A 26,215-nucleotide genomic window follows, 5' to 3' on the forward strand; every position below is an offset into this window, starting at 1 on the left:
TTCCTTGATGATCTGTTGTTGATCTTGGCTCGGGTAAATCCTGTATGTATAGTTCATCATTAACATAATCTTATTTTACCACAGAAAAAGACAATGGTAAATACAGATAGAGAGGGCGTCGAACCCTCTCTATCTGTCTGGCTGGGGGAGTCCATGTATCCCACCACTAACACTCCGTGTATAGTGGGGGACTTATAGCTCCCCCAGACCCCCTCACTAGTTAAGTAGCTCTAACAGACGTACCCAAGTCCCAGGTTGGAACGCATCTTGGGACTGATCTAAGTTGGGATTAGGGGAGCTGTTCCAAGTCGGGCTTTGGGTCTGCGGTTCTAAAAGTTTCATAGTTCGTCATCAAGATAAAAAAATTCCCGTCTACCCTAGCTGAGACTGCTTCGAGCCAAAATCTTCCCAGACAATGGGTAAACTTTAACTATTTTCTGTATTTAATTTTACAAAAATTCCTGAGCAGGACTAGCTTAGTGAAAGCTAATGTAATTAATCTTTGGATAACTTTACAGGATGCCTCGCCAAACGGCGTTACTTAAACTAAGAGTAATGTGTCGGTGCGTACAACTGATGATATCTTGAATGTGCCAGCTATAAGTAGCACCATTGCTGGGCAAATTATAGTCTAAAAACTAGACAATATTAGGCTAAAAGATCAACCCTAAAAAAGTAAGCATATGCGCTATGCGCAGGCTACTTGAGGTGCGGTCAGCGGTCAGCCGTCAGCCATTCGCGTTCGCGCAGCGTGGCCAAAGGCCAAGCATGGCCTTTGGCTGATAGCTGATAGCTGATAGCTGATAGCTGATAGCTGATAGCTGAGAGCTGATAGCTGATAGCTGAGAGCTGAGAGCTGAGAGCTGAGAGCTGATAGCTGATAGCTGATAGCTGAGAGCTGAGAGCTGAGAGCTGAGAGCTGATAGCTGATAGCTGATAGCTGATAGCTTACCTAAAAAATAAACACAAGTTGCAGCTGCAATTCTTTTACCTGACGCAGGATTTCAATTTTTTGAATAAACTCCCGAAAGTAAAACCGACGCTCTGATTCTGATAAATCAATCCAGAATTGAGGAATGGATACTGTCTTAGCGATCGCTTTTAAATTCACTGGCGGCAAAGCAGCTAGCTGCTCCTGTAATTGGGAAATTTCTGTGCGTAGTTTGTATGCTCGTAAATCAGCAGTGTCTTGATCAAGCACCCCACTAGAGGTTAACAGAGGTAGTTGCTCTAAATTATCCTTTTTTTGAGTAATTTTCCCCTTAAGGGATTCCTTCACCCCATCCAAGCTGGGAGCATTCATAGCAGCAACAGCACGGGGTAATTCCTGACATATCAGTTGAATAGTTTGCTCCAAAACCTGTTCATAACTAATAGCACGGCATTTTGGATGCTTAGGACAATGAATCGGACGTAGGTAGAGATATTGTTTGTTTTTACGATATTGAGTAACACTAACAACGGTCATCCCCGACTGGCATTCCTCACAAACCACTAACCCGGCCAAAGAACGGGGAGCACTGGCGGTACGAGGAGGTAATTGTCGGTTGCGCCTGAGCAGTCGGTCAATCTGTGCGGCTTCTTCGCGATTCAAAATGGCGCTATGGGTATCGGAAATGACCTCACCATTTTTTTGATAGCCAAGGTCTCCCCGATAAACCGGATTTGTTAGCCAACGACGCCCGGTAGTCACGGAAATCCGTTTACCATATTTTTGCTCTAAATACCGTACTGCACCCCGCAAGGAACCATAAAGCAGAAACTGTTCAAAAAAATCCTTAACCACCGGTGCAGTACTGCGGTCAATTAGATAGCGGTCTTTGCCCCGCCGATAGCCATAGGGGGCTTTTCCTGGTGGAGGTAAGGCTTTGAGGCGATTACGAGCATGTCCTTGCCGAAGGCGGCGGCTGTTGACTTCCTGCTGGATTTCGTGTATTAGTTTCAGTAAGCTAGCGCGAATTGTAGTGTAGTTGGTAGCATCCGTTAGCTGAGCAGAATTGTAAGATTGCTCTGTGGCAATCAAGCAAACACCGAGGGTTTCAATTTGGCTAATGCGATCGCTAATTTCAGCCAAACACTCTCCCAGTTCTTCCAGACGACGAATTAGCAAGTAATCAGGAGCTTGAGCTTGGCAATCCGCAACTAACTGCTGCCACTGCTGGCGTCCTCCCAAATCTAGATAGACCTGATCCACCTCCAAACCCCAAACTTCTGGGTCAGGCACCGGGTCAAGTAGAGGATTGCTGTACAGGTAGGCAATGGTTTTCATTTATTCTCCCCATCCCTACGTTAAACCCTAAGTGCTAATCTTATTAATCTCACTAAGCTCAATAATATTACAATCTGGATCTTGGGTAAACAATGCCGCACGACCAGATGAGCTCAATTGAATCGGGTAACCATGAGCGTGTAGACATTCCTTCGCTTCATCTAAATTTACTACACTAAAGGCAATGTGGGGATTACGACCCCATTTTTCAGGATTTTTTAGGTCAACTTTAGCATTAGGATTAACCATCAGGTGAATTTGGAATTGACCAACTTGGTACCAAGCACCAGGAAATCTCAGCTCTCGATTAACTTTAGATAATCCCAAAATATTACCGTAAAAATGCTCTGCCTTTTCCAAATCAGAAACTAAAACAGCAACATGAAGACACTGATTAATTTCCATAGTCTTTTGATGTCAAGTTACAGGTTATTAGGTTGAAGGTTATTAGGTTGAAGGTTGAAGGTTGAAGGTTGAAGGTTGAAGGTTGAAGGTTATTAGGTTTAAGGTTGAAGGTTTGATGGTTGAAGGTTGAAGGTTTAAGGTTGAAGGTTATTAGGTTTAAGGTTGTTTGGTTACAGGTTGTTTGGTTACAGGTTGAAGGTTTGAAGGTTTCAAGGTTGTTTGGTTACAGGTTACAGGTTACAGGTTACAGGTTGCTCGGTTATTTTACCAACCTTCACCCTTGGCCAAAAGGCCACGCTACGCGAACAACCAAACACCCTTCCAAAAAAAACACCTTCAACCGGCTAACCTTCAACCGGCTAACCTTCAACCTACTAACTTTCAACCAGCCAACCTTCAACCAGCCAACCTTCAACTAGCCAACCTTCAACCAGCTAACCTTCAACCAGCTAACCTTCAACCAGCTAACCTTCAACCAGCTAACCTTCAACCAGCTAACCTTCAACCAGCTAACCTTCAACCTACTAACCTTCAACCTACTAACCTTAAACCAGCTAACCTTCAACCTGCTAACCTTCAACCTGCTAACCTTCAAGGTAGCCAACGAGCATTAAATCCAGTTAGGAGTGGTTCCGCTTCCAGCTTCACTGGAGTATCTGACGATGTATCATCCACTAAAGGTAATAGCCACAGTCTAGCATTGGCAATTATTTGTCCTTCATCAGTGATCAAACCTTCCTCAGATGACCGTTCAGGAACCAGTTGATCAAAGAGTATGCCTAAGTCATCTGGGGACAAACTCATATGAACTTCCTGTTGCTCCGGTAAAACTATCAAGCGCTTTAAGGTATACTCATTCTTTTCATTAGGTTTAAGGTTAATCGCTGCTAGGAAAGGTTCTTCTTTGAATTCTTCCCCAGCAATGAGTTGGCTGAGCAGACAATAGAGAATCTGGTTTTGCGCCGAGAATTCACAACTATGGACAGAACCAGTGGTGCGCAGTATCTCTTGCTCAGAGCCCTGGTTTTTGACTAAAAATAGCGATCGCGTATAGTCAGAATTAAACTTCACCATCACTGCTGCTGAACCATCCTTAGCAAAGTTTATGACCATGCCAAACTTCGGTAAAAAGTCTAGGGGTTGAGCATTTGGTGTCAAGGGTAAAATGCCCACTCCCTGACCTTGAGCCATCGCGATTGCGTTGCTATCAGGAGTAATCATAAAATCTCCTCCTGGTTCATGGTCTAATGGTCTCGGTTTGGTACCAGGTTGTATGGTCCACAGCCCAAATTCCGAAGGATTACTCCGACTGACCCGCTGCACCACAATCGTTTTACCATCAGCAGACAAATCAAACTTCAGATTCTGGTAGTCTTTGCTATCGAGAACCTGCTCAACTAACCCATCAGAGTCTGAGGATACGGGAGCTTGAGCTGGGGCACGAGTAGATATGCCCGTGGTCACAGTATATAATTTGGCCGAGAGCAAGTCCTGTTCTTGATTCTGACTATCAACAGCAGAGAAAAGAAGTCGGCTGCCATCAGGATAGAACTTAAAGTCCATAACCACCAAATCTGGAGGCGTCAAGATAGTTTTTTGTTGGCGAGTGAGATTATAGAAAATTAATCGCCCCTTTTCTTCTGCCTGAACACCCACATAGGCAAAGGCTCGGTCACGGGTACGGAAAGATGCCTTGAACGGTTCCATGGCAGTCTTGTTGCCAGGCTTAGCGAATTGATCTACTGCTCCAGTGAGCTGGAATTGATACTCGGTGCCATAGGGTAAAGGGAGCAGCGGAGTATAAGCCATTTTACGTCCAGCCCAGCTAATTTTGCCCGGTATGGGTGGAACAATCTTCAGATTAGTTTCCACACTAGTCTGATCCATAGGACGGCTGAAGGTTAGGATAAACGCTTTATCCTCCGCACCGACTTGTTTATCTTGCCACGTAAATTTCCGTACCCTGGGGGCAGTGCGATCGCCAGTCCACAGTAATATACCAATCAGTAGACTCAGTATAAGTATGACTGCGCCAGCAGTACGGTCAATGGGTTGAAGAAAGGTTTGACTCTTCATCTAATTAAATCCATCAGTAAAATTAGTCCAGAGTTCTAGTCTAGAGTTTCCAGAGCAAATGCCATTTAATTTATACAACCAAGACTTTATCTAGCGGTTCTGATAGTAATGAGGTACACATAATTTTGTACCTATTCCCTACTGCCTACTCCCTACTGCCTACTCCCTACTCCCTACTCCTTACTCCCTACTCCCTAAAACCTAGGACGAAAGTACCTTAAGCAATTGATAACTGAGAAATGCTATAGTTAAAATCCCTGATATCGACTAGTTTAATTGATCACCAGGTGATCAGGTTTATCACAAGACAAATTCTCAAAATTAGATCAGACAAATTGTCAACCTTTTTGGCTTTGTAATAAATCTTAAAAATTCCTGAAAAATCTACTAACACCTAGGGTTAGCTGGCTATACTAAGACCAGGTGATATATCTGAATTCAGGTCTGGCTATACTTGCTCTATCTAGTGGCTATATCTACTAACTGGAGCTAGCTGCCTGCTTTTGAAACCGTGTCATTTGAGACAATTCATTTGACACAAATGGTTGTTGGGTTAAAAATTAACCTGCACTAACTATATATCTGCCAAACTATCCGCTAAATAAAATAAATCCACATTTTTGAGGATTTATACCTAAGTAAACCAACTAGAAATTAGGAGAATCGCAGTGATTTTTTGGAAAGACATCAAACCACAACAATTTTATGTTATTTTATTGCTTATCACTCTGAACCTGGTCGTTTTTATGGCTCTAATCTCAAAGATGCCAACTAATTTTATAGTATCCTTTTAGTGTGATTTATTAGTGTAAGGTTTGAGAGCAATTCCTAATTGAGACCTGATTGAGAACAATATCCTAGAGTATCTCGCCCCACTCAACGATCACCACTTGCCGTATCCCAAGACAATTGCTCCGATTGTGGTTCATTTTGTGATTTCCATGATATTGTTTGCGGTCTTTGGTGACCCGATCGGCTACTTTCCCCCTAATTATCCCTGGTATGAGGTAAGTTGGTAGAATTTATTTTTTGCGACTATTTCTATGGTTATTGCTGTTATTTTTGGGTAAATTGAAGCCGGATTAGCAGAACCCTACACAGCAGCAAAGGGAATATTGAAGCTGCATACGCTGATTGGCATGTCTGCTGTCTGGCATCATTACAGGGGTGACAGCATAGCGCTAGATCATTGGTTTTCGCAATCCCAACGACAAACCCCATGCCTTTTCTGGGGGTGGGGGCGTTGTTAGTGGGGCGGTTTTCCTTTTGGTGTTACCGATGGGGTATTTGGCAGCACCTTTTATTTGCTAACCAGGTTTCTTGGTTTGCAGGCGCTGACGGCAGTCCTGTTCAGTCTAACACTAGCGTTATTCGTAGGTTGGGTTAGCGGGAGCAGTTCGTTCCACCCAACCTACAGGTTTAGTTAGATTTCGGAGGAAAAAATGCTCTATGAAACTGACATCATCCAATGGGTTGAACAACAAGTTTCCCTGATCAAAGAAGAACGATATAGTGAAGTAGACTGGGTTAATCTCCTAGAAGAGATTGAAGACTTGAGTAAACGAGAGCGAGACCGCTTTTTCTGCTCTATTCGTTTAACGATTCAACATCTGTTGAAATGGGAATATCAACCTGAAAAACGGTCTAGGTCTTGGGAAATCACGATCAAACGAGAGCGCAATCACCTTAAACGCTATCTCAGAGATACTCCTAGTTTAAAGCGATACTGGGCAGATTTATCAAAAGTTTATGGTGATGCGAGAGCCGATGCTGCTAATGAAACCGGAATTTCCGATTGGGACTTTCCTGACCACTGTCCCTATTCCCCTGAGCAAATCCAATCGGATTGGTTTCCTCCAATTAGAGGTCAAACAATGGATACCCAAACGACCTATCGAGAAATAATAAAACAAGTTATTCTAAAATACGCTCAATTTCGTCCCTCTCATGGAGACATCCGACTTGACCCCATTTTTGACGAAACACGAGAGCACTATGGATTAATGCAGGTAGGATGGTCACAGGGAAAAAGAATCAGAGGAAACCTAATATATATTACTCTAAAAAATACTAAAATTTATATTGAATATGATGGAATAGAACCGGGTATCACTACTGATTTAATTAATGCTGGCATTCCTAAAGAAAATATTGTTTTAGCTTTCTATCCTCCCGAAATGCGTCAGCAAACTGAATTTGCCGTCAATTAAAAATTGGGCGTTGCTGAATGAAGGAATGAATGCGCGATTATCTGGTTTTATTAAAGCCCCCGTTGGTCCCCCAAGCGAGGGATTGCTCGCTTGGGGGACTTTCCGAGTTTTGTTCCCCCCAAGCGAGGGATTGCTCGCTTGGGGGGCTAGGGCGTGTCTTCAAACTCCGAGATCCCCCGTTTCCCTTAAAAAAGGGGGACTTTGAGTATGGCTCCCCCCTTAATAAGGGGGGCTGGGGGGGATCTAATATCTTGCGGAAAACTTTGAAAACACACCCTAGGGGGGCGAAACCATACCCAGAATCAGCAACGCCAAAAATTGATTCGTGTTTGATAAAATCAAGGCTATAACCAATTTAATTTTAAATGACCATGGATAGAAAAGACAGGTTACCGCTTATAGTAGTAGGGTTGACTATTAGCTTAATCTTAATGGGTTGTAATCCCTCTGATGATGCGTTAGAAAAATCTCGTTATCAACCCTTGAATCTAGCTGAGTTCAAAGGTAAGCGAATAGGAGATGATCCGGAAGCGATCGCATTAGAGTTATTTGGTAACAAAGCAACGGTCAAGAGTGAGTTTACTGAAGAAATCAAGGTGATTGATCAGCAAGCTTTTGAGAAAATCGTGATTCTGACCCAGATGAATCTACCTGATGACAAAGTTAGGGGCAGGCGTTATCGACTTCAGTTTAAATTCGATCAATCTACCGGTAAATGGAATTTAAAAGAAGCAGGTCGTCAACAGTCCTGTTATAAAAGTGAGAAACCTAAAGATTGGACAATTGAACCTTGTCCCTAGCTAAACTTGTTGATAGCGTTTGTCGTATTTATGAGGTACAGTCAACTGTAAGCATATGCGCTACGCGCACGCTACGCGAACAGCCCTCAGCTATCAGCGTGTCGCGTATCAGCTATCAGCCATCAGCCCTACTAGATTCAAAATTTTTGGCCAATAACCTATAAATCATTACTGTACTAAGTTACTGCTATGTCAATCAGCACCGAAGCTATCAAGCAAGACCTGGATCTACTTACTGCTGAACAACTTCAGCAAGTCGCTGATTTTATTGCATTTCTTAAGTTTCAAGATAAACGTTGTCGGATTGTTCTTGATCCTGCTCAGTTAAAAGCCCTTTCTCATGAGTTTGCCCAGGAAGATCGCGCTCTTGCTGAAGTGGGAATGAGCGATTCTGGGGCAAGTCTTGATCAAGAAGATAGGCTATGATAAATCAATATCAACGTAGCGATATCTGGGTAGCTAATCTCAATCCAACTCAAGGTTCTGAGCAAGCAGGTATTCGTCCTGTCATTATTTTTCAAAATGATATTGTTTCCCAGTTCACTACAACAATTATTGCAATTCCTCTAAGGACAAAAACGCCGCGCTTCGTTACCAATTTGTGTTCGGATTGCCCAAGGAGAGGGTGGATTAGCTTCGGACTCGTGAAGAGATCCAGCAGGTTTGAACCGCTGCTGATTGAGAATCGGAGTGGTAACTAGTGATCCTGTAGCGTCTGTGCAAGAGAATTGCCCCCACAAATTTCCAACAATCTTCAAGGAAGTCAGTTAGGTCAAACCCGCTCCGATATAGGCTTTTACCCTGTCCTGTCACCACCCAGCCGTTTTTTAAAAACTTTTGTAGCAAATAAATCAGAGTTGTGATAAATTAGGTTATATCTATTGCAAAATTAAGAGCCACATAAGAGTAAGTTAATGCCGATTAAAGAAAGCTTTGCCATTTGGAATAATAAAGGAGGAGTCGGGAAAAGCTCCATAACGTTTCATGTTGCAACAAGATATGCAGAAAAGAATCCGGAATCTAAAGTTCTGGTTATCGATATGTGTCCTCAAGCAAACTCTTCTCTGATTCTTTTAGGTGGTGGCTCAGGAGGAGAAAATATACTCATGGAGAATTGTTTGCATCAGCCAGTAGCAAAAACTGTCGCTGGGTACTTTAGTGAAGTTATTTCTAGTGGTCAAGGAGCATCACTTCCAAATCAAAGTCGTTTCGTGACCCAGGTAAACAAAGTTAATAGTGAGATCCCCGATAACCTCTATCTTTTATGCGGCGATCCAAATCTTGAACTACTTGTACCAGCTTTAAACAAAGCAATCGATTTTCCCGCATTAGTTCCTGGAGTTGATCCCTGGATATGGGTTCATAATATTTTAGAAGAATTCTATAAGGGATTAGCAGATAAAGTGGGGGGAGATTGGTTAGTTTTTATTGATACCAATCCCAGTTTTAGCATTTACACAGAAGTTGCTATTTCCTGTGTTGAAAAACTGATTGTTCCTGTTAACGCTGATGATTCATCTCGGATTGCCACTCAAGCAATGTTCACCCTTCTACATGGCACAATTCCTCCTCACCCTGTCTATAGCAAGTGGACTTTTGCTGCAATGGCACCACAAAAAAGAATTTCGATTCCCAAAATTCACCTTATCGTTGGCAATAGACTAACGCAGTACGATGGTACTGCAGGAGCTTTTGCTGCATTATCAGATGCAACAGCAGATACTCTATTCAAAGAGTTTCAAGAAAATAAGAATCGCTTCACCGCAACTTCAAAATCAATAGAGACTATGCAAGATTTCCGCGATCACTACTCTATACCACTTCGAGACTTTAATACTTCCGGTGTCGTGGCTGCACATCTTGGTAAACCTTTATCTAAATTAACCCAAGGAAAACACAGAATTTACAACCGCGATATTACCGTTGTAGCTGCTCGTATTAAGGAATGTGCAACTGCTGTTGATGATCTCTTAGATAAACTTTAAAACCGGAACGTTATCTCGCCAGCGCAATCGAGGTTATCGTTGAGCTTCGATTGAGGGGCTTCCGGCTGTGTTACAGGGCGGTGCAATCCCCGCTGCCAGTCGTGCGAAGGTTAGAGGGTATTGGTGATCGCTCGACGATTGACGACCACATTCGTTACATTGATATCTTTGTTTATATCTTTGTTTTCCTCTGTGATGACCCTATTGATGAGTTTTTTTCCTATCACATTTAGGAAATTGCATGGTTTTTTTGAATACCATTTCTTGGGTTAGCAACATCAAAAAATAATCGCATCTCTTTCTTCCTATTCCCTATTCCCTATTCCCTATTCCCTATTCCCTATTCCCTATTCGCTCTTGCCTCTTGCCTCTTGCCTACTCCCTATTCCCCTTGCTACATTACCAAAACCCCCGCTTACCAGTAGGAAGTACTGTTGTCCAATTAGTCTTAGCTTGTGCCAACTGTTCCTTAGTAACTTTGGCATTAGAAAGATTGGCTCCACACAAATTTGCTCCCCGCAGATTAGCATTTTCGAGATGAGCATAACTAAGATTCGCCCCACGCAAGTCTGCTCCTGTCAAAATAGCTTTTTTCAGGTAAGCTCGACCCAAATTGGCATTGCGTAAGTCGCCTTGATGGAGATTCGCTTCACCAAAATTAGCACTAGATAAATCCGCTCCCTTCAAACTAATATTTAACAGTTTGCCCTGGCGGAAAATTATCCCAGATAACTGGGCATTATTAAGGTTAAGTCCCCTCAAATCTTTAGCCGCAAAGTCTCTTCTGCCAGAGCCGTAAGCTTTTAATAACGTTTCCGCCTCCAACTTGCCATTACCCTTCGACTTGCCTGTAATGCTACTCCTACTACCGCTCACAGCTGTAGAATCCCTGTGACTGGTAAAACCTCCACCGTTTTTAGGTTCTGATCTTCGACCATTGCTCAATCCCCGACGCTCCCGCCATTCTCTAATTTGCTCTGCCATTCTTCGGGATTGAACTGACGACGGGGATGAATAACCATTCACAGGACCCAAATTCCCTGAGTTGAAGTGAGAATTAGCGTCATCAAGGGGTTGCGACACTAAGCTTTTGTTTAAACTCTCCAGATATGGCTCTAGGTCAAGAGCTCTCAGGATGTCTTCTGAGCACTGATAGCGATAACGGACAGAAGACTCCAGCATTTTTCTTAAAACCTTAGCAAAGTGGTCACTAACGTTGACATTAGTCTGCCAGACTATTTCTCCAGTAGAAGGATTATAATCGAGGTCTTTGGGAGATTTACCCGTCAACAAATAAAGGCAAGTAACCCCCACTGCATAGATATCGCTAGCAATTACAGGTCGCAATGCCATTTGTTCAGGAGGGGCAAAGCCTGGAGTTCCTATGGCATAGTTGGTCAATACTGTGTCTGAGGAATTGGAGGGATTGGTTTGGCTGTTTTTCACAGCCCCAAAATCAATCAGTACCAGTTTGCGGTCTTGGTCACGACGAATTATATTCGCTGGTTTAATGTCCCGGTGAATTACGTTTTTCTGATGAATATATTGCAGGAGTGGTAGAATTTCACTTAAAAATTGTTTAACTCCCTCTTCCGAGAATGAACCAGACCGTCTGACTTGCTGTTGCAGTGTCAAACCGCTAATGTATTCCTGAACCAGATAAAAATGCTCATTGTCTTGAAAGTAATCGAATAACTGTGGGAATTGGGGATGATTCCCAATTTCTCCCAAGGTTCGGGCTTCTCGCTCAAACAGATCCCTTGCCATCGGTGAAATCTCTGAACTTTTAGCACTTGGGCGGAGTTGTTTGATTACACGGGTCGGCTTACCAGGCAACGATTGATCTGTTGCTAAGAAAGTTGCTCCAAATCCCCCTTGACCGAGTGGTTTGATCACACGATAGCGGTCAAGTAATAATAATTTAGAACTGCACGCCTGACAAAAGTCGGCGTGTTGTGGGTTTTTTGCCTGAGTGCAGGTAGGATTTAGACAGTAGCTCATTCAGCGTTACTGATGTTCCTTTGCCCATACTGGAACTAAAACTTTGGCTCGGAGTACCTGAGCAGCAAAGATTATTTATAGTCTTTTACTTTTCTTTATTTTCTGCAAAATGCCTTTTACTACCCCCTTAGTTAGACAACTATTCCGGTGAAACCTGATCCTCAACCAGGATACCCGATTTTTGGCATCCATCTAAGGGTACAAAGGACAATTTTGAGTTAAGTAAAGGGTTATTCAAGTAAAACGTTTATGAAGCTACCTATATTTTAGAGCGTTTATTTAGCATTGACCATAGATAGTGTACTTTTGTCAAGCCTTAAGGGGTTATGCCCATCACAATAGAAAAATGTTTCGGTGGAAGGTAAGCTATCAGCTATCAGCTATCAGCTATCAGCTATCAGCTTATGCCCACGCTACTTGAGGTGCCATTGGTCTTTGGCCACGCTAAGGGAACAGCTTTTGAATAAAATAAGCTGACGGCTGACCGCTGACTGCACCTCAAGTAGCACCATCTGTAGCGCATATGCTTACGGTGGAAGTAACCGGCAACTTGCACCTTATTTATTACCTTATATTAGAGTTCAGCAAAAAAATTTAGGAGTCCATGCGTATATCGTTAAACTGGCTGCGAGAACTAGTAGAGGTAACTCTGACACCAGAAGAGCTAGCTCAAACCTTAACTATGGCTGGGTTTGAGGTAGAAGATATTGAAGACCTGGGAACCCTGGCCGATGGCGTGGTGATTGGCAAGGTTCTGGAGGTAGAGCCTCACCCTAATGCAAATAAGCTTCGGGTTTGTCAAGTGGATATTGGTGGGAGTGACCCATTGAATATTGTTTGTGGTGCGTCGAATGTCCGACCAGACATTTACGTGCCGGTGGCCACCATCGGAACCTACCTACCAACTATTGATTTGAAAATTCGCGCCTCAAAACTGCGAGGTGTTCGCTCAGAAGGGATGATTTGTTCCTTAGCAGAAGTGGGCTTGGCCAAGGAATCCGCTGGCATTCATATTTTCGAGGCAGAAACTATACCCCTAGGCAGTGATGCTCGTCCTTTACTGGGGTTAACTGATATCATTCTTGATGTTACGTCTACGGCTAATCGGGCGGATGCTCTAAGTATGGTGGGCGTGGCCAGAGAAGTAGTGGCCTTAACTGGGGCATCCTTAAGCTTGCCAGAAACTGTTGAGGTGTCTATTCCAGAAGCATCCCATGCCTTGACCTTGAAAGTATCTGAACCGAAAGCTTGCCCCGCCTATATTGGCACTGTGATTGAAGGGGTGAAGATTGGTCCTTCTCCGGATTGGTTACAACAGCGCTTGAAAGCCGCTGGAGTGCGACCGATTAATAATGTAGTGGATGTCACTAATTACATTCTCTTGGAATGGGGTCAGCCCCTCCATGCCTTTGACCGGGAACGCTTGCAAGCTGTTGCTGGGGTCGAAAACCTGACCATTGGTGTCCGCTTTGCTAACAGTGGGGAATCCCTGACTACTCTTGATGGTCAAACCCGTTCCCTGGAACCACAAGCGTTACTGATCACAGCTAACGACCAACCGGTTGCTATGGCTGGGGTTATGGGTGGGGAAGCCACAGAAGTGAACGACAACACCCAAACTATTGTTTTGGAAGCAGCACTGTTTGATCCAGTGACTATTCGTCGTTCTTCCCGCAGTCAAAGCATACGGACAGAATCATCTGCCCGTTATGAGCGTGGTGTCAATCAAGCAGAATTGGATATTGCTTGTAAAAGAGCGATCGCATTAATTACTGAGTTAGCTGCTGGTACCCCCACAACCCAGAGTATTGCTGACCAGCGCCCTGACCCCTCCACTTGGGCACGTTCGATTGAGTTACGTCTTGACCGTGTCAATCAGATTTTAGGACCAGTTAATGAGGCAGAGGAGCTTGGGGAAATCCTGCCAGAAGATGTGGAAAGAATCCTTACTGCCCTCGGATGTCAACTACAACCGCGCTGCACCGAAGATTCTCCCCAATGGAAAGTGATTGTACCGCCCTACCGCTACCGGGATTTAGAGCGGGAAATTGATTTAATTGAAGAAATTGCCCGTCTCTACGGCTATGACAACTTCTGTGATAGCTTACCAGACAAGACTGAACCAGGTTATCTATCTGCTGAGGAATTTTTAAAGCGAAAACTGCGATCGCAATTCCGTGCAGTTGGGTTGACCGAATTAGTCCAGTATTCCTTGGTCAAGCCAGAGGAACAGACCCAAATTCGTCTCGATAATCCCCTGTTTACGGAATACTCATCCCTACGGACGGATTTACTATCAGGGCTGATTGATGCCTGTCAGTACAATATCGAGCAAGGCAACGGTGTACTCAACGGTTTTGAAATTGGTCGGATCTTCTGGCGACCAGAAGAGGGTTTCGCAGAAGCTGATGCTATTGCCGGGATTTTAGGGGGAAATATCACCCAAGGTAACTGGGTCAGGGGAGGGCATTCCGAACCCATGACCTGGTACGAGGCTAAGGGAGTACTAGAGAGTGTGTTTTCCCGTTGCGGTCTGACAGTAGAATACCAACCAGACCACAGCGATCCCCGTCTTCACCCAGGACGCACTGCATCCTTGTGGTTGCAAGGTGAAAAATTAGGAAAATTTGGGCAGTTGCACCCCCAGCTACGCTCAGAAAGAGGTTTTCCCGATCAGGTTTATGTATTTGATTTGGACTTGGATCTAATTCTAGAGGCTCTTGATCGCGATGAAATTCTGACTCCCCGATTCAAAGTCTATTCCAGCTACCCAGCCATTGACCGGGATATTGCGTTCTTTGCACCACTACAAGTGTCAGTGGCAGAAATCGAACGTTCAACTCGCAAAGCTGCGGGGAATTTGTTGGAGTCAGTGCAATTGTTTGATGAATATAAAGGGGAGTCTGTTCCTGAGGCACAGAGAAGTTTGGCATTTCGGCTAATCTACCGTGCTAGCGATCGCACTCTTACTGATGCAGAAGTCGAGCCAGTACATCAGAAAGTGCGAGAAGCCCTAGAGGAAACATTTGGGGTTAGCCTTAGAAGTTAAACGGAGAAGTTAAACGGTTGAAGGATGAAGTATTCATACTTCATCCTTCATCTGTCTGCCTCCCGGTCGTCTCCCGCTATAATCGCGAGATTTAGCGGGAGACGTGCCATATAAACACCTGGGGTTCCCCCAGGTGACAGGCACTCAGGAAAGGGAGGACAGGATCTAAGTCGTATAAGCATAACCATCCTTCCTGTGAATAAATTGACAATATTTGTGACTGATGCCCTGCACCAATCCTGATTTAGTTGAGATATTGAAAAACCCTGATTTTCTGGTTGCGACCCGTCCTATATAGGTACCGATCTTTTTTCCTTTGGTTACTACAGCACGAACGATGTCGCCTGTTTGAAAGCCTTTGTGAAATTTGATTCTGGAGCAATGACGAGTGGGAAACCCATACTTATTGGTTCTACAGAGCTGACGAGTGCCATGTCCTTTGGCGGTTATTATCAAAGGATTGGTTACTTCGATAATCAATGTTTCGACTTTCCCGACATTTGCCGCATCCAACCAATGAGTTTTCGGAAGATTTTGACTACACCTATTGAATTTGGTTAATCCGCCACTACCTACTTCAACAGGTAGCCCTGTTGACTTGAGATCGTGGTACAACTTCCATCGGGTTGTATTGACAGAAGCCGCATCAGCCAGAGGGCGTTTAGCTTGACTTAGTATGCGTCTCAAGATACTAGGCTTTTTAGACAAGAAAAGTTCAATGTTTTGATTAGATTTAGCCTGGTTACATGGGTGACATGCAATCGCTAAATTAGAAACTCGATCGCGTAGCGTGGCCGAAAGGCCAATCAGAGCCACCTTTGGATAATGGCTTAATATGCTCAATTTCTAATTGAGTTCCTGTCGTCCCACAATAAGCACATTTACGATTCCATTTTTCAAGTAAATATTCTCGGAGTTCATAGCCATAAAGTGTTCCTTGTTGATACTCGATTCCAGATATTTCAGGATTTTGCAGTTTTTGAGTATCAAACCTGACTAATTCTTGAGAGATGCCGGTAATAGGGCACAATCGACTCAACCTTTCAACCCAAGTTAAAATGTTTTGAACTCTAGACATTAAGCTAGGAGCTAGCCAACCTTCTGGTCTGGTTCTATTAAGAAATCTGGGCTTGCGGTATCGAGTCTTACGATTCCGTCTACTGCGTCTTAACTGCCTGCGAGAGATCAAAGAATCTCGTATTTGAAAACCTCTATGGGTGAGTTCTGCTCCCCAAATTACTCGCTTTCCTTGAATAATAGCTAAACCGCTTGTTTTTGCTCCAGGGTCTATTTTGAGCTGGTGATTATGAGTTATTGGCTGTTTTATTTCCTCCGTCAAAATTATGGTAAATGGGTAACGACGATAGACCTTCGCTTTTCCTGACGAAAGTAAAATCCTAGCTCTTACAGGTTTACACGGATCTAAAGGTTGTCGGTTCTTGTTGAGTACAAAGACACGCATAATTGTGTTTACTCCTATTACTAGGGTTAAGTTAGCTTAGTCAATGTTATTCCTCGGTACTTTCCTAGTCGCACTGGCTTAACCCAAATACACCTGTTTAACGACCGGGTTCTAGAGCTGAAGACTAGCTACGCATCCTCAGGTAGGAACTTTAACACTTAGGAATAACGTAGTTCTTATAGAACTTAGACTGGTCAACTACGAGCTTTTAACAAGCTCCCGCTATAGTCCCATAGGACTTAGCGGTGAGTTATTGACTCATATCGTCATAGAGTTCATCTAGGTTCTGGTGCTGAGTACGGCGGGAGCGACGGCGGTATTTTTTTGTTTCTAGCTTAGGTTCGTATTGACGCCGACCAGAAGCTTTAATTTTTAACTTCATACTGGATTCGATATCAGCTTTTTGCTTCAAAGCCTCTTGTCGTGCGATCACTTCTGCTAAAAAATCCAGATAATGCTGGTACCGTTCCCAGTCTCCTCGCACAGCACAGTTTGGCTCATCCCGATGTAGGCAATTACTGAATTGACAGCGGTGTTGGGCTAAACGCTCTCTTGCTTCTGGAAAGTAATAGATTAAATCCTCAGGAGAACAAGTCAAGTCAGGCTGATTGAATCCGGGGGTATCTGCCAAAAAACCACCTTTAGGCAACTCAAATAATTCTACATGGCGAGTGGTGTGGCGTCCTCGACCCAGTTTACCAGTCACTGCTGCCACCCGGACCCTTGTTGCTGGAATCAGATAATTAATTAGACTCGATTTACCGACACCGGAAAGACCAGCCATAACGCTGATTGTCTGACTCAACAGGTCAGTCAGTTGTGCTAAACAAGTACCATTATGAACGCTGATCAAGACTGGCTGATAACCCCATGCTTCCAGACGCTGTTGCCAATCCTGCTGTTGCTGTTGTGTTACTAAATCAAGTTTATTCAGACACAAACATACCTTGAAACCAGTAGATTCTGCTTTCACCAAAAACCGACTCAGCTGATAAGCATCCAGGGTCGGTTCTTCCAGAGCAAAAACCACCAGAATTTGCTGAGCATTGGCGATTGGTGGGCGGTCGAGCTGGCTTGTCCGGGGCAGCACTTCCGCAATCACCCCTCGTCCACCAGCCCAGTCAGGTTCCTCTACTAGAACCCGGTCTCCCACCATGACTTGCTGGCCAATTTTTTTCAACCGGGCTCTACGGGTACATAAGAGGTTTGAAGGTTGTAGGTTATTTGCTTGAAGGTTATCTTCGTAACCTACAACCTCCAACTTGTCAACCTTCAACTGATCTAAACGCACCTGATAGAAATTTGCCTGAACCGCCAGCACGGTACCCAGCCAAGGGGTTGACAAGTTTGATGAATTAGTGTATTCTAATTCAATCATGAAGATGCTGGTGTGGACGACGCACCTTCAGAGCAAAATAGCGATCGCGTTCTTCAACGCCCTCTATCGGGTAACCCTCCATAGTCAGACTATCAGGAACCTGTTCAATGGGTTCTCCTGGGTCGAGCCACACTTCTAATAGGGCACCTGGAGCCATTTTCTCTAGATATAGTTTAGTGCGAACAAAGTTAATCGGGCAAGGGGTACCCCGCAGATCCAGCTGATCATCAGGTAATGAACTGATCTGGGAGGAGGCTAGTGTACTCATGAGCCAAACAACCCTCCCAAGAATCCTTCTATACCACCTTTACCAGTGCGCTCACCCTTAATTTTCGCTAGCTTCTCTAGCAATTCCCTTTCCTCAGCGGTAATTCGAGTGGGGATATCTACCAAAATCGTGATTAGGTGATCGCCCCGACTGACTGGGTTGCCCAATTTGGGGACACCGTGATTCTCTAAAGTTAATACAGTATTGGGTTGAGTACCGGGTGGAATAGTTAATTCCACTGGACCGTCTACTGTCTCTGCTTCGATAAGACAGCCTAAAATGGCTTGTAAATAGCTAATTTTCATTTCAGACAGAATGTTAATGCCATCCCGCTGAAACTGGCTGTCTTCGTTTACAAATAGATAAACGTATAGGTCTCCTGGTGGACCAGCACGTAATCCAGCATCCCCTTCTTTAGAAACCCGTAGCCTGGTGCCATTATCCACCCCTGCTGGAATGGTGATTTTCAGTTTTTTGGTTTCTTGTTTACGACCAGCACCACCACAGGCTTCACACTTATCCTCAATGATTTGACCTTCACCGTTACAGGTAGGACAGACTGAGACTTGGGTGAAACTACCAAAAGGGGTACGAGTAGCACGCCGTACTTGACCTGAACCGTTACACGTTGGGCAAGTGCGGGGTCGAGTTCCTGGCTTTGCCCCTGTGCCGTTACAGACTTTACAAGTTTCTAGGTGAGGAATGCGGATTTCCTTTTCACCACCGAATATAGCTTCCTTGAAAGCCAGCTTCAAGTCTAGTCGCAGGTCGTCACCACGCACCGGGCCACTACGCCGACGACCAGTTTGCTGACCCATACCACCAGCAAAGCCGCTGAAGAAGCTTTCAAAAATATCAGCAAAGCCCATATCCCCAAAATCTGAGTAGGCTGCTCCCGCACCTGAGGAAACACCAGCTTCCCCAAAACGGTCATATCTTGCTCGAGTTTCTGGTTCTGAGAGGACTTCGTAAGCCCGGTTAATTTCCTTAAAGCGCTCTTCAGCTCCTGGTTCTTTGTTAACATCTGGGTGGTACTTCCGTGCCAAGCGACGGTAAGCACGTTTAATTTCATCTTTGTCGGCATCACGAGAGACACCAAGCAGATCATAATAGTCAGCCATAGAGCGCTGATCGGTATTCCATTTACATAGTAGGGGCTATTGTTATTCCTCAGGTTATTGCTATCAAAGCACCATAAGCGCATTTCAGCATTACCTGCATCCTATATCATTGTCTATCAAAAAAATCAGCTGATTGCCACCTGCTTCTGTGACCATACTCTCGCGGTCGGCTTGAGCTAGTCAAAGCAGCGAATTAAATTATCTATCTGTTAGAGAGCTGTTGCCGTAATCAACTGCTTCGTAGTCAACATTCACCTCTAAGGTTTCATCCTCAAAATCAACCACAAATTCTCCTAGAGCATCCGGTTCTCTTTGGCTGGAGTCGTTGGAATTTGAATCTTGAACTGTTTCGTCAGAGGTGATAAATTCCGGGTCTGACCCAAAGCTGGCACTGGCGTAAATGATACCCCCAATTTCCAAGACAGTTTTCTGCAAAGTTTCAATAGCTTCTTTCACCTCCTCGACCTCAATTGAGGGGTCTGTCATTATGGTGTCTAGGTGCTGCTTTTGTTGATCTGCTTGCTCCTTTAATCCGTGAGCCTGAAGGTTAGCGCTAATCAATTCCCCATGGTCTTTGATGGTAGATTCATAGTTATATAGTAAGCTATCGGCTTGGTTTTTGAGTTGCACCAATTCCATGCGACGGCGGTCTTGGTCAGCATAGTCTTCTGCCTCACGGCGCATCCGTTCCACCTCCGCTGGACTTAATCCCCCCGTATTGGTAATCACAATACTTTGCTCTTTCCCAGTGCCTCGATCAGTGGCAGCGACTTTAAGAATGCCGTTGACATCGATTTCAAAGGTGACTTCAATTTGAGGGACACCACGGGGAGCTGGGGGAATACCAGTCAGCAGGAATTTTCCCAGGCTTTTGTTATCTCTAGCCATTGCCCGCTCCCCCTGCAATACGTGGATTTCTACGGAGGTTTGTCCATCGGTAGCGGTGGAAAATACCTGGGACTTACTGGTAGGAATAGTCGTGTTGCGCTCGATAATTTTGGTGAACACTTCCCCTAAGGTTTCTATACCCAGGGACAGGGGAGTAACATCCAGTAGCAGGACATCTTCGACTTCCCCACCCAAAACACCAGCCTGAATTGCTGCTCCCAATGCCACAGCTTCATCGGGGTTCACCGAACGATCGGTAGCCTTACCATTAAAAAACCTTTTAATAGCATCCTGCACCGCCGGGATACGGGTCGAACCCCCTACCAGCAAAATGCGGTCAATGTCCTCTGGCTTGAGGTCACTATCTTTGAGCGCCTGCTTTACCGGTTCTATAGTTGCGTTAATCAAGTCCCTGGATAGTTCTTCAAACTTAGCCCGGGACAACTCCATCTCTAAGTGTTTTGGTCCTGTTTCATCAGCAGTAATGAAGGGCAAGTTGATGGGGGTGGCTACCATGCTAGACAGTTCAATTTTTGCCTTTTCCGCCGCCTCTCGCAAACGCTGAAGAGCCATTTTGTCTTGGGTGAGATTGATGCCCTCTTTGGCTTTAAAGTTTTCCACCATCCAGCGGACAATCACGTTATCGAAGTCATCTCCCCCCAAGTGATTGTTACCAGACGTTGCCTTTACTTCAAAGACCCCATTACCCAGTTGCAGAACTGATACATCAAAGGTACCACCCCCCAAGTCAAACACCAATATAACTTGGTCTTGATCCAACTTATCTAAGCCATAGGCAAGAGCAGCAGCAGTGGGTTCATTTATAATGCGCAACACTTCCAATCCAGCAATGGTACCCCCATCCTTGGTGGCTTGTCGTTGCGCATCGGTAAAGTAGGCCGGAACTGTGATCACGGATTGAGTCACTGGTTCCCCAAGAAAGGTTTCAGCATCAGCCTTGAGCTTTTGTAAGATCATGGCCGATATTTCCTGAGGGGTGTACTCGCGATGCCGAATCTTTACATCTACCGTCTCATCACGACCCTTAACACAGGTATAGGGAACACGGGAACGCTCTGTAGCGGTTTCATCCCAACGACGTCCGATAAAGCGCTTGATACTGTAGACACTGTTTTCCGCATTGGTCACTGCTTGACGCTTGGCCAGTTGACCCACTAGGTGCTCCCCTGACTTGCCAAATCCCACAATACTCGGTGTGGTTCGCCCACCTTCCGAGCTGGAAATGACTATGGGTTTACCTCCTTCTAAGACAGCAACACAACTATTGGTTGTGCCTAGGTCGATGCCAATAACTTTTCCCATAGGGTTGCAGCTTAACGGTTAGTAAAGTTATTTTAGTTTGATTTTTTGTTGAGTTGCTCAAAATAATAGAACTTCCCTTGGTGCTACATCCCTTTTGGTAGGATGATCAGAGGCTGACACCAAAGGAAGGTTAACCAATCAATGGCAGCTAATTTTCCGCCTCAGCAGACTTCTGACCTTCCGAGGTTTCCTGTGGTTCTGCCGCAGCAGCTACTTTCACCATAGCGTGACGCAGCACCCGCTCCCCAAGTAAATAACCCCGCATTAGCTGTTCTATGACCACTCCTTCTGGATAGTCATCCGTTGGTTCTCGCATCACCGCTTCGTGGAGATTGGGGTCAAACTCTTGCCCTTCTGGTCGCATCGCAGCAACCCCAAGGCGCTTGAGACTGTCTACCAGCTGTTTATAAACACCTTGATAGCTTTTGTGAATCGACATTTCCCCATCATTTTGAGGCTTAATTTGGGTACGCGCCCGTTCAAAATTATCTACTACTGACAATAACTCAGTGATCGTGTTTCCTTTAACTTGATGTTCCAAGTCTTCTTTCTCTTTAGTTGACCGTTTGCGGAAGTTCTCAAAATCTGCCGCAATCCGGATGTATTGAGATTTAAAGGAGTCACATTGCTGAGTTCGCTCTTCTAGTTGAGCTTTCAGGGCTTGATTTTCCTGCTTGATTGTTTCTAGAATCTTGGCATCGTCCTCGGTAGGTGATTCATCGGTAGTAGCTGTTGCAGCTACATCGGTCTGGGCTTCTTGGTCGTTGAGCCCTGACTCAGATGCTTCAGCAGCAGGGGATTCAGTTGGTTGTGCTGCTTCAGGGTTGACATCTGAGTCAGATGCTACGGCTACCGCTTCCGCCTCATGATTGTCTTCGAGTACCGTGGTGGACTCTTCGTTTGTCTGCTGCGAAGTGTTATCTGACTGTTTTGCTTCGTCAATCATGCTCCACTCATCCCAATTCAATAAAGTGCTAGTTTATCTATAATTTCTTACTAGCCAACCAATTTTCCAGCAAATTTTGTAAACTAACCACGTTCAGTCTAACGACTATAGCATTGGTTTCTAACCTGATTGAGAGTTACTCCGACCGTAAACTTACCTCAACTGTGTGGTCTTCCACACCTCCGTCAGCAAGAATGCTGCTGTTGGAAGTGTAGCCGATCAGATCCTTATGGCCTGTACCCTTACCACTGTCCTTGATGGCGCTACTTCCGTTGGCTGGTCTTGTTGCATACTTTGGCTGGTCTTGTTGCATAGTTGAATGTTGTGGCTAAATCAGTCATTAATCAAAATCTAGCATCTGAGATTGTGAACCACCTTGATGGATTAGGGGTTGATAATAATTATACAGCCAATGACTTGACTGAGTTTTTATTATGATGTATAATGCAATATTTAACTGCGACAAATTATTCTAGTCCGTCAATCTAACTAAAAGGTAAAAATAACCAGAGTGGCAGCCACTCCTATGTTAGTTAACATAAGGCTTTTGGGAATACTGTGTAAAGTAAGGAGAGCTCCTATTCCGTCATGACTTACTCCTCATCTCAACGACGCGCCCTAGTAGTCCGTAACGATTTTTCTCCATTTGGCAATAAACTGATTCAGGCTGGTTACGTTAATGCTGACCAGATGCAGCAAGCAATGCTGGAAACTCGCAAGTCCGGAAGACCACTGACGGAAGTCGTCGAAGCAATGACCGGACGTCAGTTACCACCGGACTTGATCCGTCAATACAAGAAGCAGCAGTTGTTTGAACTAAAAGTTCTTTTTGGTGTTGAGTCTCTAGATCCGGAAATTAGTGATATTTCCACTCAGCAAGTCGGTGGCTTGATCGAAACCCTGATTCCCATTGATATTTGCCGTCGCTATCACCTGCTCCCCATATCTAAGCATGAAACTGAGCCGCCATCGGTTTTGGTGGCAATGGTTTCTCCTGATGATCTAGAAGCCCAGGATGATTTGAATCGGATTCTACGACCTCAGGGAATCAAGTTGCAACGGATGGTCATCACTAAGGAAGACTATCAGCAAATCATTAGTCAGTATCTTGACGATCAGTTGGCACGGCAAAAGCAACTAGATCAACAAAAATCCGTAGATGTAAAGGAGGATTTAGAGAATTTAGGCTCATTCGATACTTTACAGGATGCCCCAGAGGAAGCGGAAGCAGACCTAGATTCTTCTTTGAATGAGGCAGGTGGGGCTCCGATCATCAACTTGGTTAACAAAATCCTGGCTAAGGCTTTACAAGAAGGGGTTTCTGACATTCACATCGAACCCCAAGAGGAGCAGTTGCGGGTGCGCTATCGCAAAGATGGGGTACTGCGTCAAGCCTTTGATGCCTTACCACAGCGAATACATACAGCGGTGGCGGCTCGTTTCAAAATCATGGCAGATCTCGACATTGCGGAAAGACGCTTACCCCAAGACGGTAAAATTCGGCGTATGTTCCAGGGGCGAAAAGTTGACTTTAGGGTCAATACCTTGCCCAGTCGTTATGGGGAAAAGGTGGTTCTGCGGATCCTAGATAACGAATCCACCCAGTTGGGGTTGGATAAGTTGATCACAGACCCAGACACCTTAGAATTGGTCAGGGAAATGGCTAAGCGTCCCTTTGGATTAATCTTGGTGACGGGTCCAACGGGATCGGGGAAATCAACCACCTTGTATTCAATTCTGGCAGAACGTAATGACCCTGGGGTGAATATCAGTACTGCAGAAGACCCGATTGAGTATTCGTTACCTGGGATTACCCAAGTGCAAGTTATCCGGGAAAAAGGCATGGATTTTGCCTCAATTCTACGAGCCTTTCTGCGCCAAGACCCGGACGTGATTCTGGTGGGTGAGACCCGAGACAAAGAAACAGCCAAAACGGCGATTGAAGCAGCTTTGACTGGTCACTTAGTCTTGACTACTCTACACACTAATGATGCGGCTGGTGCGATCGCTCGTTTAGATGAAATGGGTGTTGAACCCTTCATGGTTTCCGGTGCCTTGCTGGGAGTGTTGGCTCAACGATTGATGCGGCGTGTTTGTTCCAATTGCCGCATTTCTTACCAACCAAGTTCGGCAGAACTAGCGCGCTATGGTCTGTCCGCCTCTAGGGATGGGGAGATTACCATCTATCGCGCCAATACCCTGACACCAGAGCAAATCGTTGAAGCTAGGGCACTTGGTACACTGTGTCAAACCTGTAATGGTATTGGTTACAAAGGAAGGGTTGGTGTTTATGAAGTTATGCGCGTCTCTGAGAACCTGCAAGCCTTAATCAACCAAGGTGCCCCCACGGAAAGGATTAAGGAAGCTGCTGTAGAGGAAGGGATGATCACCATATTAGCCTATAGCTTGAATTTGGTACAGGAAGGTTACACCACCTTTGAAGAAGTCGAACGAGTAACCTTTACTGATTCCGGCTTAGAGACAGAAATTAAAGCTAAACGCAAGAGTTCTCTGACCTGTGGCACTTGCTCAGCTCAATTACAGGCGGAGTGGCTAGACTGTCCTTACTGTATGACACCCCGTTTTCAAAATTAATTTAGTTATTAGTCCATTGTTAATGAACAATTGGCTATTTTATTTTGAGTAATGACTAATCACTAACGACTACTGACGTTTTTAAGGCAGAGAAGATTATGGAACTGATGATTGAAGACTTGATGGAGCAGATGATTGAGATGGGGGGGTCAGATATGCACATCCAAGCGGGTGCGCCAGTCTACTTCCGCGTCAGTGGTAAACTCCAACCCATTGATGACGAATCCCTGAACCCTCAAGCCTGTCAGCGATTGATTTTCAGTATGCTTAACAATTCACAGCGTAAGGAATTGGAGCAAAACTGGGAACTTGATTGTTCCTATGGTGTCAAGGGGTTGGCTCGCTTCCGTGTCAATGTTTACAAAGAACGGGGTTGCTATGCGGCTTGCTTGAGGGCGTTGTCTTCCAAGATTCCTAACTTTGACAAATTGGGTTTACCGGATGTGGTGCGCTCGATGAGTGAACGACCAAGGGGAATGGTATTGGTCACCGGACCCACGGGTTCTGGGAAAACCACTACCCTAGCAGCCATGATTGACTTAATTAACCGCACTCGGGCAGAACATATTCTGACAGTGGAAGACCCGATAGAATATGTGTTTCCTAACATCAAGAGCTTGATTCACCAACGTCAAAAAGGTGAAGATACCAAGAGCTTTGCCAATGCCCTGAAGGGGGCACTGCGGGAAGACCCGGATGTGATTTTGGTGGGTGAAATGCGGGATATGGAAACAATTGCTCTTGCTATTTCCGCAGCTGAAACCGGTCACTTGGTATTTGCAACGCTACACACTAACTCAGCTGCTCAAACTGTAGACAGGATCATTGATGTGTTCCCATCTGGACAGCAAGCTCAAATCCGAGCTCAGCTGTCTAACTCTTTGATTGCAGTCTTTAGTCAATGTCTAGTACCGAAGAAAAACCCTAAACCCGGTGAGTTTGGTCGGACGATGGCTCAGGAAATCATGGTAGTGACACCTGCTATTTCTAACCTGATCCGGGAAGGAAAAACGTCTCAAGTGTACTCTGCTATCCAAACCGGTATGAAATTGGGAATGCAGACCCTGGAACAAGCTTTAGCTTATCAGGTGAAATCTGGCTTGATCTCTTTGGAAGCAGCAGTTGGCAAAAGTTCTAAACCAGACGAATTGCAACGTATCCTTGCTGGTTCTGGAGGGATGAATGCTAAGGGCGCTAGAGCAAAGGCAACCCGCTAGTCGTAAGCTATCAGCTATCAGCGTGTCGCGTATCAGCGTGTCGCGTATCAGCATAGGCTTTGATCGGCTTTTCCCCAGACTTTCAATTCTCTAAAATCTCTTAATATTAAATTATCCCAATCGATGTTTATTTTAAGCTGACGGCTGAGGGCTGTTCGCGAAGCGTGGCCAACGGCCAACGGCTTACCGCTAGTCTAGAGAAAGCAGGGACTGGATCGATAA

Annotated in this window: 19 protein-coding genes and 3 pseudogenes; 11 read left to right on the forward strand and 11 right to left on the reverse strand. The window is 44.9% G+C overall.

Features of this window, described 5'->3' with window-relative positions; genetic code table 11:
* Positions 1–952 precede the first annotated feature (952 nt).
* The 3 genes from F6K64_RS29555 to F6K64_RS29565 form a co-directional block, all read right to left on the reverse strand.
* Positions 953–2,269, reverse strand: coding sequence for a recombinase family protein (locus F6K64_RS29555; RefSeq protein ID WP_287267221.1), 1,317 nt, complete (start codon positions 2,267–2,269; stop codon positions 953–955).
* 27 nt (positions 2,270–2,296) lie between these two features.
* Positions 2,297–2,674 (reverse strand): VOC family protein, encoded by a 378-nt coding sequence (locus F6K64_RS29560; RefSeq protein ID WP_009149275.1) that lies wholly within the window; start codon positions 2,672–2,674, stop codon positions 2,297–2,299.
* Between the two features lie 591 nt (positions 2,675–3,265).
* Positions 3,266–4,750 (reverse strand): Ig-like domain-containing domain, encoded by a 1,485-nt coding sequence (locus tag F6K64_RS29565; protein WP_009149271.1) that lies wholly within the window; start codon positions 4,748–4,750, stop codon positions 3,266–3,268.
* A 1,442-nt stretch (positions 4,751–6,192) separates the two neighbouring features.
* Between F6K64_RS29565 and F6K64_RS39175 the strand changes: the two are divergent.
* From F6K64_RS39175 to F6K64_RS29595, 7 genes and pseudogenes are all read left to right on the forward strand, one after another.
* A pseudogene (locus tag F6K64_RS39175) lies at positions 6,193–6,588 on the forward strand (DUF29 domain-containing protein); the annotation flags it as partial.
* Between the two features lie 36 nt (positions 6,589–6,624).
* Positions 6,625–6,960 carry a XisI protein gene (locus tag F6K64_RS39180; RefSeq protein WP_502708085.1) on the forward strand — a complete coding sequence of 112 codons (336 nt, stop codon included), beginning with the start codon at positions 6,625–6,627 and terminating at the stop codon, positions 6,958–6,960.
* Positions 6,961–7,331: 371 nt separating this feature from the next.
* Entirely contained in the window at positions 7,332–7,760 is a 429-nt protein-coding gene (locus F6K64_RS29575) for a hypothetical protein (RefSeq protein WP_131827199.1), read from the forward strand.
* A gap of 189 nt (positions 7,761–7,949) precedes the next feature.
* The gene (locus tag F6K64_RS29580) at positions 7,950–8,186 is read left to right on the forward strand and encodes a hypothetical protein (RefSeq protein ID WP_287267224.1); all 237 of its coding nucleotides are present in this window, start codon (positions 7,950–7,952) and stop codon (positions 8,184–8,186) included.
* A pseudogene (locus F6K64_RS29585) lies at positions 8,183–8,405 on the forward strand (type II toxin-antitoxin system PemK/MazF family toxin); the annotation flags it as partial. The gene F6K64_RS29580 and the pseudogene F6K64_RS29585, both read left to right, overlap by 4 nt.
* A 269-nt stretch (positions 8,406–8,674) precedes the next feature.
* Positions 8,675–9,745, forward strand: a complete 1,071-nt coding sequence (locus tag F6K64_RS29590; protein WP_287256371.1) for a ParA family protein — start codon at positions 8,675–8,677, stop codon at positions 9,743–9,745.
* Positions 9,746–9,846: 101 nt separating this feature from the next.
* Positions 9,847–9,978, forward strand: a complete 132-nt coding sequence (locus F6K64_RS29595) for a hypothetical protein (RefSeq protein WP_287256370.1) — start codon at positions 9,847–9,849, stop codon at positions 9,976–9,978.
* A 166-nt stretch (positions 9,979–10,144) separates the two neighbouring features.
* Here the strand turns inward: F6K64_RS29595 and F6K64_RS29600 are convergent, their stop codons facing one another.
* A complete protein-coding gene (locus F6K64_RS29600) occupies positions 10,145–11,746 on the reverse strand; it encodes a serine/threonine-protein kinase (RefSeq protein WP_287267229.1) in 1,602 nt (533 codons plus the stop codon).
* Between the two features lie 298 nt (positions 11,747–12,044).
* Here F6K64_RS29600 and F6K64_RS29605 point away from each other — a divergent pair, with 298 nt between their 5' ends.
* On the forward strand, positions 12,045–12,167 hold the full coding sequence (locus tag F6K64_RS29605) for a hypothetical protein (RefSeq protein ID WP_287267232.1): 123 nt from the start codon (positions 12,045–12,047) through the stop codon (positions 12,165–12,167).
* A 183-nt stretch (positions 12,168–12,350) separates the two neighbouring features.
* The gene (pheT, locus tag F6K64_RS29610; RefSeq protein WP_009149251.1) at positions 12,351–14,795 is read left to right on the forward strand and encodes a phenylalanine--tRNA ligase subunit beta; all 2,445 of its coding nucleotides are present in this window, start codon (positions 12,351–12,353) and stop codon (positions 14,793–14,795) included.
* 165 nt (positions 14,796–14,960) lie between these two features.
* On the opposite strand, the pseudogene iscB reads toward pheT, so the two are convergent.
* The 7 genes and pseudogenes from iscB to F6K64_RS29645 all read right to left on the reverse strand — a co-directional run bounded on the left by iscB (position 14,961) and on the right by F6K64_RS29645 (position 22,494).
* A pseudogene (gene iscB / locus F6K64_RS29615) lies at positions 14,961–16,257 on the reverse strand (RNA-guided endonuclease IscB).
* Positions 16,258–16,507: 250 nt separating this feature from the next.
* Entirely contained in the window at positions 16,508–17,635 is a 1,128-nt protein-coding gene (gene rsgA, locus F6K64_RS29620; RefSeq protein WP_009149234.1) for a small ribosomal subunit biogenesis GTPase RsgA, read from the reverse strand.
* Entirely contained in the window at positions 17,628–17,903 is a 276-nt protein-coding gene (locus F6K64_RS29625) for a sulfurtransferase TusA family protein (RefSeq protein WP_009149233.1), read from the reverse strand. Before F6K64_RS29625 ends, rsgA begins: the two co-directional genes overlap by 8 nt.
* Positions 17,900–19,024: a molecular chaperone DnaJ gene (gene dnaJ / locus F6K64_RS29630; RefSeq protein WP_009149232.1), complete on the reverse strand. Its 1,125-nt coding sequence runs from the start codon at positions 19,022–19,024 to the stop codon at positions 17,900–17,902. The genes F6K64_RS29625 and dnaJ overlap by 4 nt, the downstream gene beginning before the upstream one ends.
* A 198-nt stretch (positions 19,025–19,222) precedes the next feature.
* A complete protein-coding gene (gene dnaK, locus F6K64_RS29635) occupies positions 19,223–21,235 on the reverse strand; it encodes a molecular chaperone DnaK (protein ID WP_009149231.1) in 2,013 nt (670 codons plus the stop codon).
* 148 nt (positions 21,236–21,383) lie between these two features.
* Positions 21,384–22,181 carry a nucleotide exchange factor GrpE gene (gene grpE, locus F6K64_RS29640; protein ID WP_009149230.1) on the reverse strand — a complete coding sequence of 266 codons (798 nt, stop codon included), beginning with the start codon at positions 22,179–22,181 and terminating at the stop codon, positions 21,384–21,386.
* Positions 22,182–22,317: 136 nt separating this feature from the next.
* Positions 22,318–22,494 (reverse strand): hypothetical protein, encoded by a 177-nt coding sequence (locus F6K64_RS29645; RefSeq protein ID WP_009149229.1) that lies wholly within the window; start codon positions 22,492–22,494, stop codon positions 22,318–22,320.
* 275 nt (positions 22,495–22,769) lie between these two features.
* On the opposite strand from F6K64_RS29645, the gene F6K64_RS29650 reads away from it, so the two are divergent.
* Positions 22,770–24,776, forward strand: coding sequence for a GspE/PulE family protein (locus tag F6K64_RS29650; protein ID WP_009149227.1), 2,007 nt, complete (start codon positions 22,770–22,772; stop codon positions 24,774–24,776).
* A 98-nt stretch (positions 24,777–24,874) separates the two neighbouring features.
* A complete protein-coding gene (locus tag F6K64_RS29655; protein ID WP_009149225.1) occupies positions 24,875–25,993 on the forward strand; it encodes a type IV pilus twitching motility protein PilT in 1,119 nt (372 codons plus the stop codon).
* Positions 25,994–26,215: the final 222 nt, after the last annotated feature.

Origin of the sequence: Moorena sp. SIO3A2 (assembly GCF_010672265.1) — a bacterium.
Lineage (GTDB): Bacteria > Cyanobacteriota > Cyanobacteriia > Cyanobacteriales > Coleofasciculaceae > Moorena > Moorena producens.

Bases quoted from the DNA above. Each gene is read 5' to 3' on its own strand.
- F6K64_RS29555 (WP_287267221.1), bottom strand. From the start codon at position 2,269: ATGAAAACCATTGCCTACCTGTACAGCAATCCTCTACTTGACCCGGTG.
- F6K64_RS29560 (WP_009149275.1), bottom strand. From the start codon at position 2,674: ATGGAAATTAATCAGTGTCTTCATGTTGCTGTTTTAGTTTCTGATTTG.
- F6K64_RS29565 (WP_009149271.1), bottom strand. From the start codon at position 4,750: ATGAAGAGTCAAACCTTTCTTCAACCCATTGACCGTACTGCTGGCGCA.
- F6K64_RS39180 (WP_502708085.1), top strand. From the start codon at position 6,625: ATGGATACCCAAACGACCTATCGAGAAATAATAAAACAAGTTATTCTA.
- F6K64_RS29575 (WP_131827199.1), top strand. From the start codon at position 7,332: ATGGATAGAAAAGACAGGTTACCGCTTATAGTAGTAGGGTTGACTATT.
- F6K64_RS29580 (WP_287267224.1), top strand. From the start codon at position 7,950: ATGTCAATCAGCACCGAAGCTATCAAGCAAGACCTGGATCTACTTACT.
- F6K64_RS29590 (WP_287256371.1), top strand. From the start codon at position 8,675: ATGCCGATTAAAGAAAGCTTTGCCATTTGGAATAATAAAGGAGGAGTC.
- F6K64_RS29600 (WP_287267229.1), bottom strand. From the start codon at position 11,746: ATGAGCTACTGTCTAAATCCTACCTGCACTCAGGCAAAAAACCCACAA.
- pheT (WP_009149251.1), top strand. From the start codon at position 12,351: ATGCGTATATCGTTAAACTGGCTGCGAGAACTAGTAGAGGTAACTCTG.
- rsgA (WP_009149234.1), bottom strand. From the start codon at position 17,635: ATGATTGAATTAGAATACACTAATTCATCAAACTTGTCAACCCCTTGG.
- F6K64_RS29625 (WP_009149233.1), bottom strand. From the start codon at position 17,903: ATGAGTACACTAGCCTCCTCCCAGATCAGTTCATTACCTGATGATCAG.
- dnaJ (WP_009149232.1), bottom strand. From the start codon at position 19,024: ATGGCTGACTATTATGATCTGCTTGGTGTCTCTCGTGATGCCGACAAA.
- dnaK (WP_009149231.1), bottom strand. From the start codon at position 21,235: ATGGGAAAAGTTATTGGCATCGACCTAGGCACAACCAATAGTTGTGTT.
- grpE (WP_009149230.1), bottom strand. From the start codon at position 22,181: ATGATTGACGAAGCAAAACAGTCAGATAACACTTCGCAGCAGACAAAC.
- F6K64_RS29645 (WP_009149229.1), bottom strand. From the start codon at position 22,494: ATGCAACAAGACCAGCCAAAGTATGCAACAAGACCAGCCAACGGAAGT.
- F6K64_RS29650 (WP_009149227.1), top strand. From the start codon at position 22,770: ATGACTTACTCCTCATCTCAACGACGCGCCCTAGTAGTCCGTAACGAT.
- F6K64_RS29655 (WP_009149225.1), top strand. From the start codon at position 24,875: ATGGAACTGATGATTGAAGACTTGATGGAGCAGATGATTGAGATGGGG.